At 60.6% G+C, this 13,743-nt stretch carries 11 protein-coding genes; 2 read left to right on the top strand and 9 right to left on the bottom strand.

The window, feature by feature from the left end:
* Window positions 1-772: 772 nt before the first annotated feature.
* Complete coding sequence (locus ACFTZB_RS33575) at window positions 773-1,129, top strand: hypothetical protein (RefSeq protein WP_378438315.1); 357 nt, start codon at window positions 773-775, stop codon at window positions 1,127-1,129.
* Window positions 1,130-1,876: 747 nt separating this feature from the next.
* Here the strand turns inward: ACFTZB_RS33575 and ACFTZB_RS33570 are convergent.
* The 9 genes from ACFTZB_RS33570 to ACFTZB_RS33530 all read right to left on the bottom strand — a co-directional run bounded on the left by ACFTZB_RS33570 (window position 1,877) and on the right by ACFTZB_RS33530 (window position 12,978).
* On the bottom strand, window positions 1,877-2,974 hold the full coding sequence (locus ACFTZB_RS33570; RefSeq protein WP_276141806.1) for a hypothetical protein: 1,098 nt from the start codon (window positions 2,972-2,974) through the stop codon (window positions 1,877-1,879).
* Between the two features lie 191 nt (window positions 2,975-3,165).
* Window positions 3,166-3,738, bottom strand: coding sequence for a hypothetical protein (locus ACFTZB_RS33565; protein ID WP_378438313.1), 573 nt, complete (start codon window positions 3,736-3,738; stop codon window positions 3,166-3,168).
* Window positions 3,739-4,377: 639 nt separating this feature from the next.
* A complete protein-coding gene (locus tag ACFTZB_RS33560; RefSeq protein WP_378438311.1) occupies window positions 4,378-5,304 on the bottom strand; it encodes a cyclase family protein in 927 nt (308 codons plus the stop codon).
* A 75-nt stretch (window positions 5,305-5,379) separates the two neighbouring features.
* The gene (locus ACFTZB_RS33555; protein WP_276141803.1) at window positions 5,380-6,177 is read right to left on the bottom strand and encodes an SDR family NAD(P)-dependent oxidoreductase; all 798 of its coding nucleotides are present in this window, start codon (window positions 6,175-6,177) and stop codon (window positions 5,380-5,382) included.
* A gap of 168 nt (window positions 6,178-6,345) precedes the next feature.
* Window positions 6,346-6,783 carry a nuclear transport factor 2 family protein gene (locus ACFTZB_RS33550; protein WP_378438308.1) on the bottom strand — a complete coding sequence of 146 codons (438 nt, stop codon included), beginning with the start codon at window positions 6,781-6,783 and terminating at the stop codon, window positions 6,346-6,348.
* Window positions 6,784-7,077: 294 nt separating this feature from the next.
* Window positions 7,078-8,031, bottom strand: a complete 954-nt coding sequence (gene trxB, locus ACFTZB_RS33545; RefSeq protein WP_276141801.1) for a thioredoxin-disulfide reductase — start codon at window positions 8,029-8,031, stop codon at window positions 7,078-7,080.
* Between the two features lie 1,539 nt (window positions 8,032-9,570).
* Window positions 9,571-10,278, bottom strand: coding sequence for a TetR/AcrR family transcriptional regulator (locus tag ACFTZB_RS33540; protein ID WP_276141799.1), 708 nt, complete (start codon window positions 10,276-10,278; stop codon window positions 9,571-9,573).
* A 165-nt stretch (window positions 10,279-10,443) separates the two neighbouring features.
* Entirely contained in the window at window positions 10,444-10,695 is a 252-nt protein-coding gene (locus tag ACFTZB_RS33535; RefSeq protein WP_378438305.1) for a hypothetical protein, read from the bottom strand.
* Between the two features lie 1,161 nt (window positions 10,696-11,856).
* A complete protein-coding gene (locus ACFTZB_RS33530) occupies window positions 11,857-12,978 on the bottom strand; it encodes an XdhC family protein (protein WP_378438303.1) in 1,122 nt (373 codons plus the stop codon).
* Between the two features lie 112 nt (window positions 12,979-13,090).
* Here ACFTZB_RS33530 and ACFTZB_RS33525 point away from each other — a divergent pair, with 112 nt between their 5' ends.
* Window positions 13,091-13,738, top strand: coding sequence for a TetR/AcrR family transcriptional regulator (locus tag ACFTZB_RS33525; protein ID WP_378438301.1), 648 nt, complete (start codon window positions 13,091-13,093; stop codon window positions 13,736-13,738).
* Window positions 13,739-13,743 lie beyond the last annotated feature (5 nt).

Genomic DNA, 13,743 nt, shown 5'->3' with positions numbered 1-13,743 from the left:
TTAACCCCCCCCCACCCACCACCCCCCCTCTCCCCCCGCGGGGGTTTTTGTTTTTTGCTTTTTTTGGGTGGGGGGTGGGGGGGGGGGGGGCCCCCCCCCCCCCCCCCCCACGCCGACGTGGGAATGTCATACCTGCCACCTGACTTGCACAGATTTAGTGTGCCAACGCTGACTACGAGTGCGGGATGTCCAGCGCGGTGAGGATGCGGGCTGCGTCGGCGGTAAGTGGGTCGGCGGCGGTGTGGGGTTGGCCGGCGATGGTCAGGCTGATTTCTTGCAGGGGCCGGAGGGTTCACGATGCGTCCGATCGAGATCCCGGTCTCGGCTTGCAGGTAGCGGGCTACGGCGAGGGCGGTGAACACGACGGTGAGGTGGGCTTCGATCACGTCTCGGGTGTGGTGGAACATCGGCCGCGCCCGTAGATCAGTTTTCGACATGCGGAACGACTGCTCGACGTGCCAGAGGTCGTGATATTTGCCGATGACCTCGCCCGGTGTCATCAGGGTGGCGGAGAGGTTGGCGGATGTAGCCCTTCAACCCGACCAGCGACCGGGCCCGATCGAGAGATACGCTGTCGAGGGTGCGGCCGCCCGCGGTGGACACGGACGAACCTCGTCGATTTCGGTGCCTTCGCCCCGTCGACGACCTCGCGGGCCCGGGCGTCTTGGGCGTTCAGGGTTTGGTTGTCGCGGACGGCGCGGCGCTTCGAGTACTGCCACACCGCCCGCCACGACTTCGGATGTCCGGCCGCGTCCCAGACGGGTTCGGTGCGGTGACGGACATTGTTGACGGCGCTCTTGGTATGCCTCGGGGTGACGGTGCCGATGATCTGACCGTCGGTGAAAACGTCACCGTTCCAATGGAAATGGTTCCCCAGATCAGCGGGCACCTTGGTGATACGGGAGCCGACGATGAACTTCAGGCCGGCGTCGTCGAGGTCCTTGAGGTTGCCGGCCGACGGCATGCCGGCGTTCGCGGCGACGACCATCTCGACACCGACGATGTCGTGCCGGGTCTGGACTGCCGGATCATGGGCACGATCGTGTGGCTTTCGGCCTTGTTGCCCTCGAAACAGCCGCGGCATGCTCGAAGCATTTCGTGGCGACACGATCCCGGTAATCGCTCGTAGCGCCGGCCTGCAACCTCTCCCGAGCCGTCTGCAGCAGGGCCGTCAACTCACCGTCCGTGTGTGCGGACCCGAGGTGTTCGACGACTTTGTCGCGGCGGCCCTGCTTGACCGCGATCTGCACCGCCGTCGCCCGGACGCAGTCCGAACTTTGCGAATGTACGCCGCCACCTGCCAGATCCTACCGACCCGTTAGTGCGCCAGATCTCGAAGCAGCAAGCTCTCTACCAGCGCAGACGCCACGTCGATCCTGGCAATTCCCTCCGACCTGTGCAAGTCAGGTTCGGCGGTGAAGATCCGGTTTTGCAGCCTCGCCGAGGATGCACATTCATCTGTTCGGCCAGCCCGCCGGTGCAATAGGAACCATGCCGGTACCGCCAGCGCAAATCCACAATCATTTCCGCGTCGACCACTCGTCGGCCTGGCCTATCGGGATATTGATGTCACGTGAGGGGGGGTAGTCACCCGCCCATCAAGCGGGTGGGTCGTAGTGCACCCCGCGCACTCACCCATCCACTGTGGAACAATCGACATTATGACCCATCGGCCCTGTCGGGGTCATCCTCACGGCCTCGACGATCCCACCGGCGAGGCCGAACACCACTGATCTGCTTCGTCGGGCGTTTTAGCCTCATTGATCCAAGGTGCGGAGACTCCACCTCGGGCACCTCCGTGAACGCGTCGGCGAGGTACGGTGACCGCAACCTCGCCGACTGTCCGTCCGGATGAACGGATCATCCGCTATCTGTGTCAGCTGGCTACGTCAGTTCCCGGCGCGAGCTTGAACGATCGTGTTGCTGGGCGTTCGAACGCCCAGCCGTGACAAACAATGCCGTGAAGACCTGCGGACCCGCCGGCGACCACGATGTTGAAGTTGTCGGGAGTGTTAGTCATAGGGACCATGTTGCCCGGCAGGATGTGGCTTTGATCGGTCTTGCCCTGCGGGGAGTTCACCGTGCCCTCGATCAGTTCCTTCTGAACTTCCTTCGAGAACTCGCTCAGCGGGACCTGGCTGCGTTCCCAGAGAAACTGCCGCACATCCGCAAGGTTCGTGAAACCGTCCCTGTACATAATGTCGGCCCAGTTGCCGTTAATGATCACAGTCATCGGGGAGCAACCCACAATGATCCATGAGCCGGCGGTGGTCCTCATACTGGTGGCGATAGAGTTGAGATAGGACTCGCCGGTCTGACTCCAGATATCGCCGATCTCAAGGAACGAGTTGGCACTCAGAGCCGTTACACAGTTCTCTTGGCTATCGAACCCTCGCTGTACATGAAGTGGGCCCCAGGGGTTTCGCTCATCCCACTCGCCGATGCACATCGTGTATCGCATCGGTGAGCCGTGCACCGACTTGCTGACGACGCTTGGGATTGACCCCGCTATGTTGATCATGACTAATCGCAGTGCCCGGCCGATCGTGGCGTTCGCGCGGCCACCAATTCCGAAACACTGGAACTGATAATTGATCCCGAGCGCATCGCGGGCGGGACCGTTGACTACCAGGAGTGGAGTGATGGGATTACTATTCACCGCCATATCACCGAGTCTGAAAACCGGATCTGCAGCCGCCTCCACCGCAGCCAGAACGGCAGGGAAATAGTCCGGCCGGCAACCAGCCATAACTGCGTTGGCGGCAATCGCTTCCACTGTGGCCACACCCCCGCGCGGGGATAAGACCCCGATCACTTCATCCGAGGGACGATCAACAGTTTTCAACATCGCCTCAACCCGCTCGGGCGTCGGCGGAATTAGCGGGAAACCGTCCCCAAGATTCTCTTTCTCCGCGAATTCATAGAAACTTTCAGCAGTGGCGTCGCTAGGAAGTCGGAGTACAGCTGATGTCACGGGTTCTACCTCTCCCGGCCCCATCCGGAACCTTAGAATTGACGTACGAAGAGTGTGAACTGCACCGGACGCCTTTGAGAATCAACGCGCAGCGTGCCGATCAGTACTCTTCACGGGGATAATTGAGTGCAGGAAAACCGGGCGGTGCCCGAAGTTTCCGCTCGCGTGCGGAGTGCAGGTTGCGAATATTGCTAGGACGAGGCGAGCTGCGTGAGCGCGGCCTCCACATCAGCAACTCGCTCGTCGGCGATACTGATGATCTCGTCTTCCGTCATAACTTCGTAGGCTGCGGGGAGTGAAATCACCGGCACATGAGCTTGTTTCTTGTACTGCAGAGTCTTCTCGGCCAGCGTTTGGAAGCCTGCAGTCACGATGACCACAACGGGCAGCCCCCTCGCTGCAAGCTCCGCGGCGGCGGTGGCCACGCTGTTAGTGCAAGACCCGCAGTTGCCGAGTCCGATGACCGCAGCGTCAACACTGCTAGCAATCTCGTCGTAGCGCTCGGGGAGATACGGGCGGTCGTCCTGCCACCGCCGGTGCTCGATCTCTTTGCCCGGACCGTCCAGGTATGCCTCCAGCCGCTCTCGGTAGTACGTCCACGAGCGCCACCCCCCTTGCGTGACGACTGCGAGCCTCTTCCCCTGCAGGCTCGGCAAGCCCGACACCGCGACTCCATCACCGTCTGCGGCCTTGCCGCGCGGGTCGATAAGCGTGAGGTAATCGGATACTGCTACGTCACGACTTGGGCTGTCCACAACGCTCATATTGTTCTCCATTCCGATGGCGGAAGCCCCCCACGGGCTAACAAACCATCATTAGTAATGACCTCTGACCAACGCTACACTCGTCCAGATCCTTCGTCCATAGAGTGACGAAGTTCACGAAAGTCGCCCATCACCCCTGCATGACACCCATAAGCAGCCCCATCCAGAGATTCGGCCGGGAGCGGCGAACGCGGCCTCCTGCCAGCATTCTGCGCCCGGAAGGCGCCTCCGTAACCATTTTGCACTCAGGGACTGGACACCGCCGGCTCCGGGAGGACCCTGTAACCGCGGCGGTGTTGACGCCTTGCCCTGTCAACCCCTGCCCGGCATTCGGCCACGGGTTGACCAAGGCGAATGCTCTCCTCCAGGCCACGGCTCGCGGTTGGCTCGTGACATACGCTAAGTACCCGAACCCGACCGATCGCTCCTCGGTAATTACAGACGCCCCCAACATGACGGCGTGGACTCTCACCTCGCGTACGTCCTCTGGCACGTATTCGGCCAGCGGAGCCCTCGACCTGGAGTGGACGACTGCGGACCGGTACGGACCACCTCGCCACCAGCTCTCGCGATGCCGACCGGAATCAGCGCCAACCTACGCCCGGCAGCACCCACCGCGGGCAAATGCGCGAAGCCACCTCAGAATGTTGCGATGGGGTTGACCGCGCTGCCGGAAGTGGCTTCAAACCGAATTGGGGCGGCCGACAGTAGGAAGTCCCACTGTTGAAGGCGTTCCGCAGTCTGCGCGCACTCGTAGAGATCGCAATGATCAATAAGCCACAAACCCATGGCCGACTGCCCCACGGTGTGAATCGGGAGAGGTATCGTGTCGTATCCAGACGGCAGAGTATCCTGCCCGGTATCGCAGCCCACATAGGCCACGTCGCGTTCGCGTAGCCACGGCAGACAGGCTGCGTGCCAACCCGGCTGGCCATCTATCCCCGAAATACGACGATCCGTCTCACGGCGCATACGGTCGTAGCCCGTCCGCAGCAAAACCGCATCGCCGGATTGAACTACGACATTCTGGCGCTCCTCCGCAGCAGCAAGATCTTCCGGAAAGATTGGTTCGCCGAGCTCCAGCCAGTCGACCCCTCGCGCCTTGGGAATATCGAGAAGAACGCCACGTGTCATCAGGCCAGCCGAAGCGACATTGACGCTACCGAATTTGATCCCGCCTTCGGCGTCGACCACGTCGACGACCTCCCGGGCGTTGTAGAACTTACCGTCCCAGAAGATATGCGAAACCGCATCTAGGTGCGTGAACGCAGCATCGTGGCAGTCGTAGCGCACCTTCTCATTGACACCTCCCCATCGGTGTTCCTCCGGAGGGAAGTGCTGCACTTCCGTGTCCCGCGCGGTTGAGTCGGTAGCGGTCGCCACATCCCACGCGCATGAAACACTGATCCCATGCCTGGCGGCCGCGATTCCACGCAACCGCGCCTCCGGGGTGATGAGGTTCAGAGTGCCGAGCTGGTCGTCCAGTCCCCAACGTCCCCAGTTCGACAATTTGGTGAAGAAGCCGAGGACATCGTCGGTAGTCGGCGGATGCTGTCGTGAGTACACAAATGCTCCTAAAGAAAGGTCGTCAATCCACCCGTAACGACGAGTCCTGGCAATGACGATCGGTGAGCTGCGGTCTTAGCCTGGTGACCGCGTTGTCCAACCACCATCAACCGGCAGGTGGACTCCGGTTATGAAGCGGGCCTCATCACTGGCCAAGAACAAGGCAGCCCTCGCAATATCCCAAGGATCCCCGGCGTGACCGAGCGCGCTTTGCTCGCCGAACGGATAACTCTCGACGTCAAAACCTGCGTCCTGCATCGTCTGACGGCGTACCGGAGTATCAATCATGCCCGGCGAAACGGTGTTCACCCGGACACCATCGCGCCCATGTTCATTGGCGACATCGATTGTGAGGCCCAATAGCGCAGCCTTGGAGGATGCGTAGGCGGCCTGACCGCCGGAGTTGGCGCGGATCGAAGCCACAGAACCAATGTTGACAATCGAACCACCACCGCCCGCGATCATTACAGGGAGGGCGGCCCGGGTCATCATGAAGGGGCCAAGAGTGTTAACTGCCAACACTTTCGAAAAGAGCTCGGCTGTTGTATCGGCAACACCGGCGAGAGGAGTGTACGCGGCATTGTTGACCAATGTGCTGACCGTCCCATAATTATCTCGGGCTGCTGCGACGATCGTTTCACACGTGTTCTCATCGGAAATGTCGCCGGCTACAACAATGGCCTCGCCACCAGCCTCGGCAATCATTCGCTGCGTAACCGCAGCGCGATCTTCGTGAAGGTCAGCGAGGACCATACGTGCACCTTCGCGAGCGAAGAGCAGCGCGATGGCCTGTCCAATGCCGATGCCCGACCCACTCGAACCGGCTCCAACGACAATCGCAACTCGATCTTTCAGTCTTTCAAGGGAAGTCAATGTTTGTCACCTTTCACTTGCGTAGCTACTAAGAGGTGCAGCGATCCCAGCCCGATACTGTTGTGACAGAATGCTGGGTGGAGCTGCGAAACCGAAAGGCCATGGCGAATAGACGGTATCGAGCCATCCTGAGCCGATGGAACTGCAAGCTCAAGGGACCATCGTGTGCTAGAGGGTGTGGACGCGACGGCGACGAAACAGCCACTTGTCATCAACCTTGACCAGTTCATCCTTGTAATAGCCAGCCATGGTGATCTCGCTCCGATCTTCTACTGACGTGACGAGAGTGAGATAGCACTGCCCGATTGCCCCGACTGCAGTCGGGGCAATCACGAGGTTGCTATTCACATGCCAGACCCTGGCTGTGTCACCGCCTGTAATTCTCTGAGCGAGCTCACGCAAAGCCGCACGTCCTCTCGTTACTGACGTTGGCGCGTCAATCGCAGTGTCGCTTTCAGCCAGCCCGAGTTCACCGTCCTCCGTGAAGCAGTCGAGCCAGGCGTCCACATCATGCAGGTCGATCGCGAACGCAAAGCGGGAGTACAGCTGCTGGATCTGAAGGTGGTCTTCCAGTGTCAAATCAGTTATTGCAGTCGACTCGTTCACACGCAACTCTCCTTGGTCCTCATTTTCCAAAACGAACGATGGGCTGCACCTTCGATGCCGACGTAAACGGCGTTCCGGTCCGTCGCGTCGCTATGACCTTGAGGTAGGACACTTCGATACGATGTGGTCGACCACATACACCCAACAACCCATTACAGGTGGCACTGACGATCTCGTCCGCGGGGGTTCATGGGACGACAGCGCCGGCTCACGGCTCGCCGGGCCAGGCTCCCTTTCGAGAGCCGATTACGAAGGCCTAGTGCCCATGTTGGCCGCGACTTGCGTATGGCGCCGTCAGACGGTGGCTGCTACTGGTGTAGATGAGTCTTTGCGAGCTGCCAGGTAGTGCTGTGCATCCAATGCGGCGGCACATCCCGATCCGGCCGCAGTAATGGCCTGTCGGTAAGTACGGTCGACCAGGTCGCCGGCCGCGAAGACTCCATCCAGATTTGTCCGAGTACCGTCATAGGTCACGACATAGCCGTCATCGTCAAGGTCGACCTGTCCCCGGACCAGATCACTGCGCGGATCGTGGCCGATCGCGACGAAAAGTCCCCCAAACGGGAGCTCACTCTCGGCACCGGTCGTGCTGTCCCGCAGCCGCAGTCCGTTGACCGAATCATCGCCCTGAATCGCAGTTACCTCAGAGTTCCATATCCACTGGATCTTCTCGTTGGCATTGGCCCGATCAATCATGATCTGGCTGGCTCGCAAGGAACTACGCCGGTGAATCACCGTCACCGACGTCGCGAACCGAGTCAAGAAGTCGGCCTCCTCCATTGCGGTGTCACCGCCGCCGACGATCGCGACATCCTTGTCCCGGAAGAAATACGCATCGCAAGTCGCACACCACGACACGCCATTTCCGGAGAGTTCGTCTTCGCGAGGAATCCCGAGCTTGCGGTATGCCGAACCCATCGCGAGGATTACCGCATCAGCAGTCCACTCGTCCGTGGAGGTGCGCACGATCTTGATCGAACCAGTGAGGTCGACCTCGGTAACGTGGTCGCTGACGAGTTCAGCCCCGAACCGCTCAGCCTGGGAGCGAATTTGCATCATCAGTTCGGGTCCGGTGACACCTTCAGCCGCCCCGGGGAAGTTCTCGACCTCGGTGGTGTTCATCAGTGCGCCGCCGAACTCACTGCCCTCGAATAGTAGCGGCTTCTGATCCGCGCGGGCCGCGTACAGTCCTGCTGTATAACCGGCCGGACCGGACCCGATGATGATGACACTTCGGTGATTAATCACGATTCTCTCGCTCCGTTCAAAGTTTCGAAATCTTCATGCCCAGAGGTCAGACCTCGCCGGGGCTCGGATGGTGCGCTAACGCCTCTGGCGTTGAAGCCGGGATCCGTCTCGCGCACTACGAATCCATCGTCACCAGCTCAACGACCTTCAGATCGAGCGGGCAACTCGTCTATGAATTCCGTCCCCTTCGTTCAAGGCATCGATCCGCTCCAAGTCGATGAGTGACAGCTCCCAGGATCGGCGTTTGAGCGTGGCTCTTCTCCAGTTTGTCCCTCAGGATCGGAGTGTATCCAACTTCGATCCTTCGCATTCCACTCTAGACTAATGATTATTCGTTAGTCTAGAGGTGAGGGTAGGAAATGTGGCCCATCGCGAGTCAGGGCTCGAGCTCGGTGAGCCGCGGTTCTCGCACGGACGGCGTCGTCCGTCGGTCGGTCGGTCGGTCGGACGAGGAGAACGATGAAATCGCCACCAGGTCCAGCGTAAGGGCGGTCGGATAGTGCAATGCATAGGCGACCGCGGGCGGGCGATGATGCGCGGGGCCATTTGCGCCACGTAAACAGCTCGAGGAACATGATCCCATCAGATCGACCTGGCTTGAGGTCGCGGAGAGCGTTACCACCGGCAACTGAGGCTCTGCGTTGGTTCGCTCCGGACAGGCTTCAATGCGCTTTAGCCGTCGACTACCAACAGTATCGATCTGCCGATCTCTTGACCCCGTTGCTGCAGCAACGTTTGCGGCAGACCGCCAGGGTTCGGCGAGCCAACGTGAGCGGCGCCTCGTAGCGTCCGCGGCGGCGACGGCCCCTGACTGTGGCGCATTTCCGTCGCTGCCAAGTCCGTGTCCTACCGATTTGCGCCACAAATCATGCCAAGACTGCGCCGGCACGAGTGCGGACCGCAGATCAGTTCCGTATCGCACGAGGCGAATCGTGGCCTCGTGCGGTCAATCTTGCGAGATCGCGGTCCACGCAGAATCTGCGGCGGCTGAGGCGATGGTGCCGGATCGAACGGGGCCGTGGCGGACTGCCCGTTCCTCAGCAGGGCAAATCGATCGATCCCGCCAAGGAGTTCGGCCGTCACCGTAGTCGGAGGACTCCGCCGGTCCATGCACGAACTCGACGAGAGGATTCACAAGAGGACCCGTGTGGATCCCTCAGCGACGGACGACGACAATCACAAATCACTGATGACCGTGCCGCGCTCATTCGCGCCGATACTTTACATGGCTGATGCGCCATGGGACGCCCGGGTTGCGCCGGCATCTGGCAGAAAGAGGAGCATGCAGCCTTCCCGCACTGCCGCCAACTGACATTGCTGTCGGCCGAGCTGCATTCCGCTTCCGCCTACGACCGCATCATTACAGAATCGGCCACCATAGCGGACCCAACGCCGACTTGAGAGTCACCGAAGTGACTCGTGCCGACCTTTTCATGGGCGGATCCGGCCGCAGGGCTCACGGACGTCCGGCTGCTTACGCAGGGTTCTCCACGCCATACATACCTATACCCCTATACCGCGCTCCTTTTGACAAAGAATTCAGGTTGCCCTGGCCACCTTGGCCGGCATAGCGCCCTCCCCCTCCGGCACTAGCATCACCTCCGACGAAGGCATGAACGGTATTGGACGAAAATCTGCAGCGCCTTCTGCTCCGACGATGCCCAGCGCGAACCTACTGTATCGGTCGGCGATATCAGCCGCCGACAATAGGCCATCCTCACGGAACCACCGGGCGACGGATACACACATCTCACGAATCGCAAAGGACGCCACCTTCGGCGAGTCGACAGTAAAGACTCCCTCGTTCTGCCCATCGACAATCAATTGACGGAACCCACGTTCGTGTCGACGCCGAATATCCTGTGCTACAGCATGGTCAGGATCATGCAAGTGAATTGCCTCCTGATTGACGATCAACGCCTGGCGCCGGTGCGTCGCGTGCCGGTAGGCGTACGCCGCGGTCGCGGCACGCAGCCGCTCGATGGGATCGCTATTCTCTGCCAGCACGCGCTCAAAATCGCGGACAACGTAATGGAGCGTCTGGAGAACGATCTCGCTCAACAGCGAACCCTTCGACTCCATGTGGTTGTAGAGGCTTGGGGTTCGTATACCCAACTCCTGCGCGATCTCCTTCAAAGAAGTTCCGTGGTATCCGCGCTCGGCGAACAGCGAAAGCGCTGCCTCTCGAACGTCGTCCTTCGTGACCGGCGTAGCGGCCACCGACCGTCCGGCCCCGTGCCGCTTCATGGCTTTGCCTCTTTCAACTCCACGGTCGCCTCCATGCACACCGACCTGAACTCAGTCGACAATCGTCGAGCTCTATCGTGCATACCAACCAACACAGCACGCCGTCCGTCCGAAGAATGACGTTGGACCGTTTCGGGCAGTGCTGGTCGGACAGGCCGACGTTGTTCAGTTTGCGACGGCATTGGCACAAAACGTCATATCCGCACGCAGGTTCACTGCATCGACTCCACCGGCTGCGTCCGCACGTTCACCGATATTCACGTACTGATACGCATCCTTGTCGAGTGCAGTGTTGGCCGAAATGTGGGTGCGGAAGAGCTCACCGGTCGAGATGTGCGGCATGCCGTCGGTGACCGCGAGCGACTGTTCTTGCGCACCGTTTCTTTCATCTGACTGACCGCGTAGGACAAATCGCATGGGCCGACCCTTCGAATTCAGTGGCGGCGTGTGCGTTCCCCTCACACCGCCGGGTGGTCCGAACCGACCCAGGCAGCCGGGACGGCACATACTAATGATAGTTAGTATAGTCGTGAGATCGCTCGCCCGTCCAGGCGAGATGATCTGACGGAACTCGGTCCTCGCTATTGATCCAGGAGATTTTCCGAAAATGCCGATGCTCATCATTCATGCCGTGATTGCGTGCGCGAGTCTGATCGCGCCCCGCGCAATCCAACGAGTCCTTACGAATATCGCCGTGGCACGAGCCGACGCAAGGTGGCTAGCGACCGTAGCGAGCGAAGATATGGAGCCTCTAGACCGTCGTTGCCCTGACGACAGACTGGGCTGGGCCGACAGGGTGCCCTTTCGGTAGATGACCACCGGCTCGCAACCCATATTGTGTCGGTCAAAAAAGAATCGCTGTATACGATGCTAGTGCGTGACGGATTCGGGGCGAGGTGACGAGCTAATTTGACCGATGACGAGCGTGGCCGTGCGCTGGGCCAGCTGGAATCTCTCCCGATTACGCGGGTGAGAGCGGGCATCGCAGATGCACTGTGATCTCCGAGAACCATTTGCGCCATCGAGCGATGGAATTCAGGCAGTCTGATCGCCATCGATCACGCCGGAACCACCGCACTGGACGTCCACCTCGTCTGAGACGACCTCGCACCCACAAGACTCCACCACCATCCGCGCCTCACAGCAGCGTCACCCGATTTCGACTGAATCACCTCAGCCGGATCCTCTTTAACCGACCAAGTGGGGCACAGGTTTCCTCATCTCCCATCTGATCGGCCACAGCCGTGTTCAGCGGGTGTTGCGGCATTGGAAAATGGCCTCACCTGGGTCGACCACTGGACCGAGAACGCAAACGCTTCGTCGCTAGTCCGCAGAGAAAATCGGCGATCCCCTCGACGAATCCTAGCGAAGGTCTCAAAGTCCACGGAATCAGACGGCGCGGATTCCGTGTTGGCGACATACTGGCCGCATGGGTGTAAACACACTTCCTCCCGGCGCTGCATGTTCGGATTTGGATAGTGTTGTCTGCGTTCGAGTGTATGAAGCTTTCGGCGCTCCTCAGGGTGTACACGTGAGGGCGGGCTTCTGTCATTGAGATGACATGCGGTGGTCGAGCCGTCATACGGAGTGCACGGTCGCATGCGGCGCTTCGCAATTTCGAGCATGAATTGGCGATTGGCCCCCGCGAAGCGGGTTGCCCGTTCGACCTTCACGCGCAGCGACGATCTCTGCAGCGATGGAAATCGCGGTCTCCGCCGGCGTTCGGCCCCCGATGTCGAGTCCGATCGGTGCGTGCAGCCTGTCGAGTTCGATGTCGCCGAGGCCGAGCAGTCGAAGTTCCCGCTCGCGGTTCAGACAGGTCCGGCGCGATCCCATTGCACCCACGTAGCCCACATCGAGTCGGAGGGCACGCTCGAGCAGGGGTATGTCGAATTTCTCGTCGTGTGTCAGAACGCATAATGCTGCCCTCGAGTCAAGCTGCTGCGCTTGCAGATACCGGTGTGGCCAGTCGACGACTATGTCGTCCGCCTCCGGAAACCGCGCTTTGGTGGCGAAGACCGGTCGTGCGTCACAGAGCGTGACGTGATAGCCCATGAGCTTTCCCACCTGGGTGACTGCGCGGGCAAAGTCGATCGCTCCGAATACGATCATGCGTGGAGGCGGGGCGAAGCTGTTCACGAAGAGCCTGATGGGTGCTCGGCAATGATCCCCGGCGCCGCATTCGATGATGGTGCTGGAGCCAGCGCTCAGCATGCCGGCCATCCGGATCTCGATGGCACGGTCGAGGTCGGCGTCGCCGGTGGATCCGCGTAGCACTCCGTCGAGGTACATGTATGTCGTGTTGAGGCTGTCGAGCGAGGTAGCGAGTGCTACGGGCGTCTGTGTGGACACGGAGTGGTGCACTTCCTCCAGCATCCGCGCAAGGAGGGGTGTGTGGGGGCTGATGATGACCTCGATGGTGCCGCCGCATGTCAGTCCGGTCGCGAAGGCGTCGTCGTCGGATACGCCGAATCGCTGGTAGGACGCCTTGCCGCCTGTGATGACGTCGTGTGCGATGTCCACGACGGCTGCTTCGATGCACCCACCGGAAATACTGCCGACCACGGTGCCATGTTCGGAGACTGCCATCGCGGTGCCCGGGCCGAGTGGGGCGCTGCCGAATGTCTGGACGACGGTGGCGACCGCGTAGGTGATGTTCTCGCGGTTCCAGTTCACGAGTTGATCGAGTATCTCGCGCATGTTTGGCACCTCCTTTGGTGACCTACTGAGATAGACTAATTAACATTCGTTATAATGAGCGTTTGCCCCGATCCGGGACCTGTCCGGTTCGGCGGCTGAAAAGTTGAGGATCATGACTGACTACATCGATAAGCGTTCCGCGTCCGTGCCGTCTGTTACGCGTGCGGACGTGTTCGATGCGGCGTTGACTCTGTTCGCTGAACGTGGGTACCACGGCACGTCGCTCAAGCAGGTGGCGGAGCGCCTGGGCATCCGGACACCCGGTCTGTATAACCACATGGAGTCGAAGAGTGCGCTGTTGCGTGAGATCGTGCTCGGCACCCTCGACCACGTTGTGGCGAACTTCGACCAAGTGATCGCCGAGGTCGAGGATCCGGTGGAACGGCTGCGGGCGGCGACTGAGGTCTATGCATTGCACCATGCCACCCACCCGAGGGAAGTACTGGTGGTCAATCAGGACACTTCGAGCCTCGACGAACCGGAGCGAACCACGGCGCAACACATTCGCCGAAACCACGAGCGGGCGTTTCGGCAGATCATCATCGACGGTCGGGAGGTGGGCGTCTTCGCCGTCGAGACTCCGAAGCTCGCGTCGTTCGCGATCCGCGAGATGTGTGTGAGTATCGCGCGCTGGTTCCACGTGGGCGGCGAGTTGACAGCCCAGGAGGTGGCCCGTCAGTACAGCGAATACGCCTTGAGCATGGTGGGCGCAAAACGAGCATCGGCTCGTGGCGCGTGGAGGCCGGCCGCCGCGCGCTGACGGCG

Source organism: Rhodococcus sp. NPDC057014, from assembly GCF_042673295.1.
Lineage (GTDB): Bacteria > Actinomycetota > Actinomycetes > Mycobacteriales > Mycobacteriaceae > Rhodococcus_F.
The sequence above is the reverse complement of the archived record's forward strand: the minus strand, read 5'-3'. Positions and strand labels throughout refer to the sequence as shown.

Bases quoted from the DNA above. Each gene is read 5' to 3' on its own strand.
- ACFTZB_RS33565 (WP_378438313.1), bottom strand. From the start codon at position 3,738: ATGAGCGTTGTGGACAGCCCAAGTCGTGACGTAGCAGTATCCGATTAC.
- ACFTZB_RS33540 (WP_276141799.1), bottom strand. From the start codon at position 10,278: ATGAAGCGGCACGGGGCCGGACGGTCGGTGGCCGCTACGCCGGTCACG.
- ACFTZB_RS33535 (WP_378438305.1), bottom strand. From the start codon at position 10,695: ATGCGATTTGTCCTACGCGGTCAGTCAGATGAAAGAAACGGTGCGCAA.
- ACFTZB_RS33530 (WP_378438303.1), bottom strand. From the start codon at position 12,978: ATGCGCGAGATACTCGATCAACTCGTGAACTGGAACCGCGAGAACATC.
- ACFTZB_RS33525 (WP_378438301.1), top strand. From the start codon at position 13,091: ATGACTGACTACATCGATAAGCGTTCCGCGTCCGTGCCGTCTGTTACG.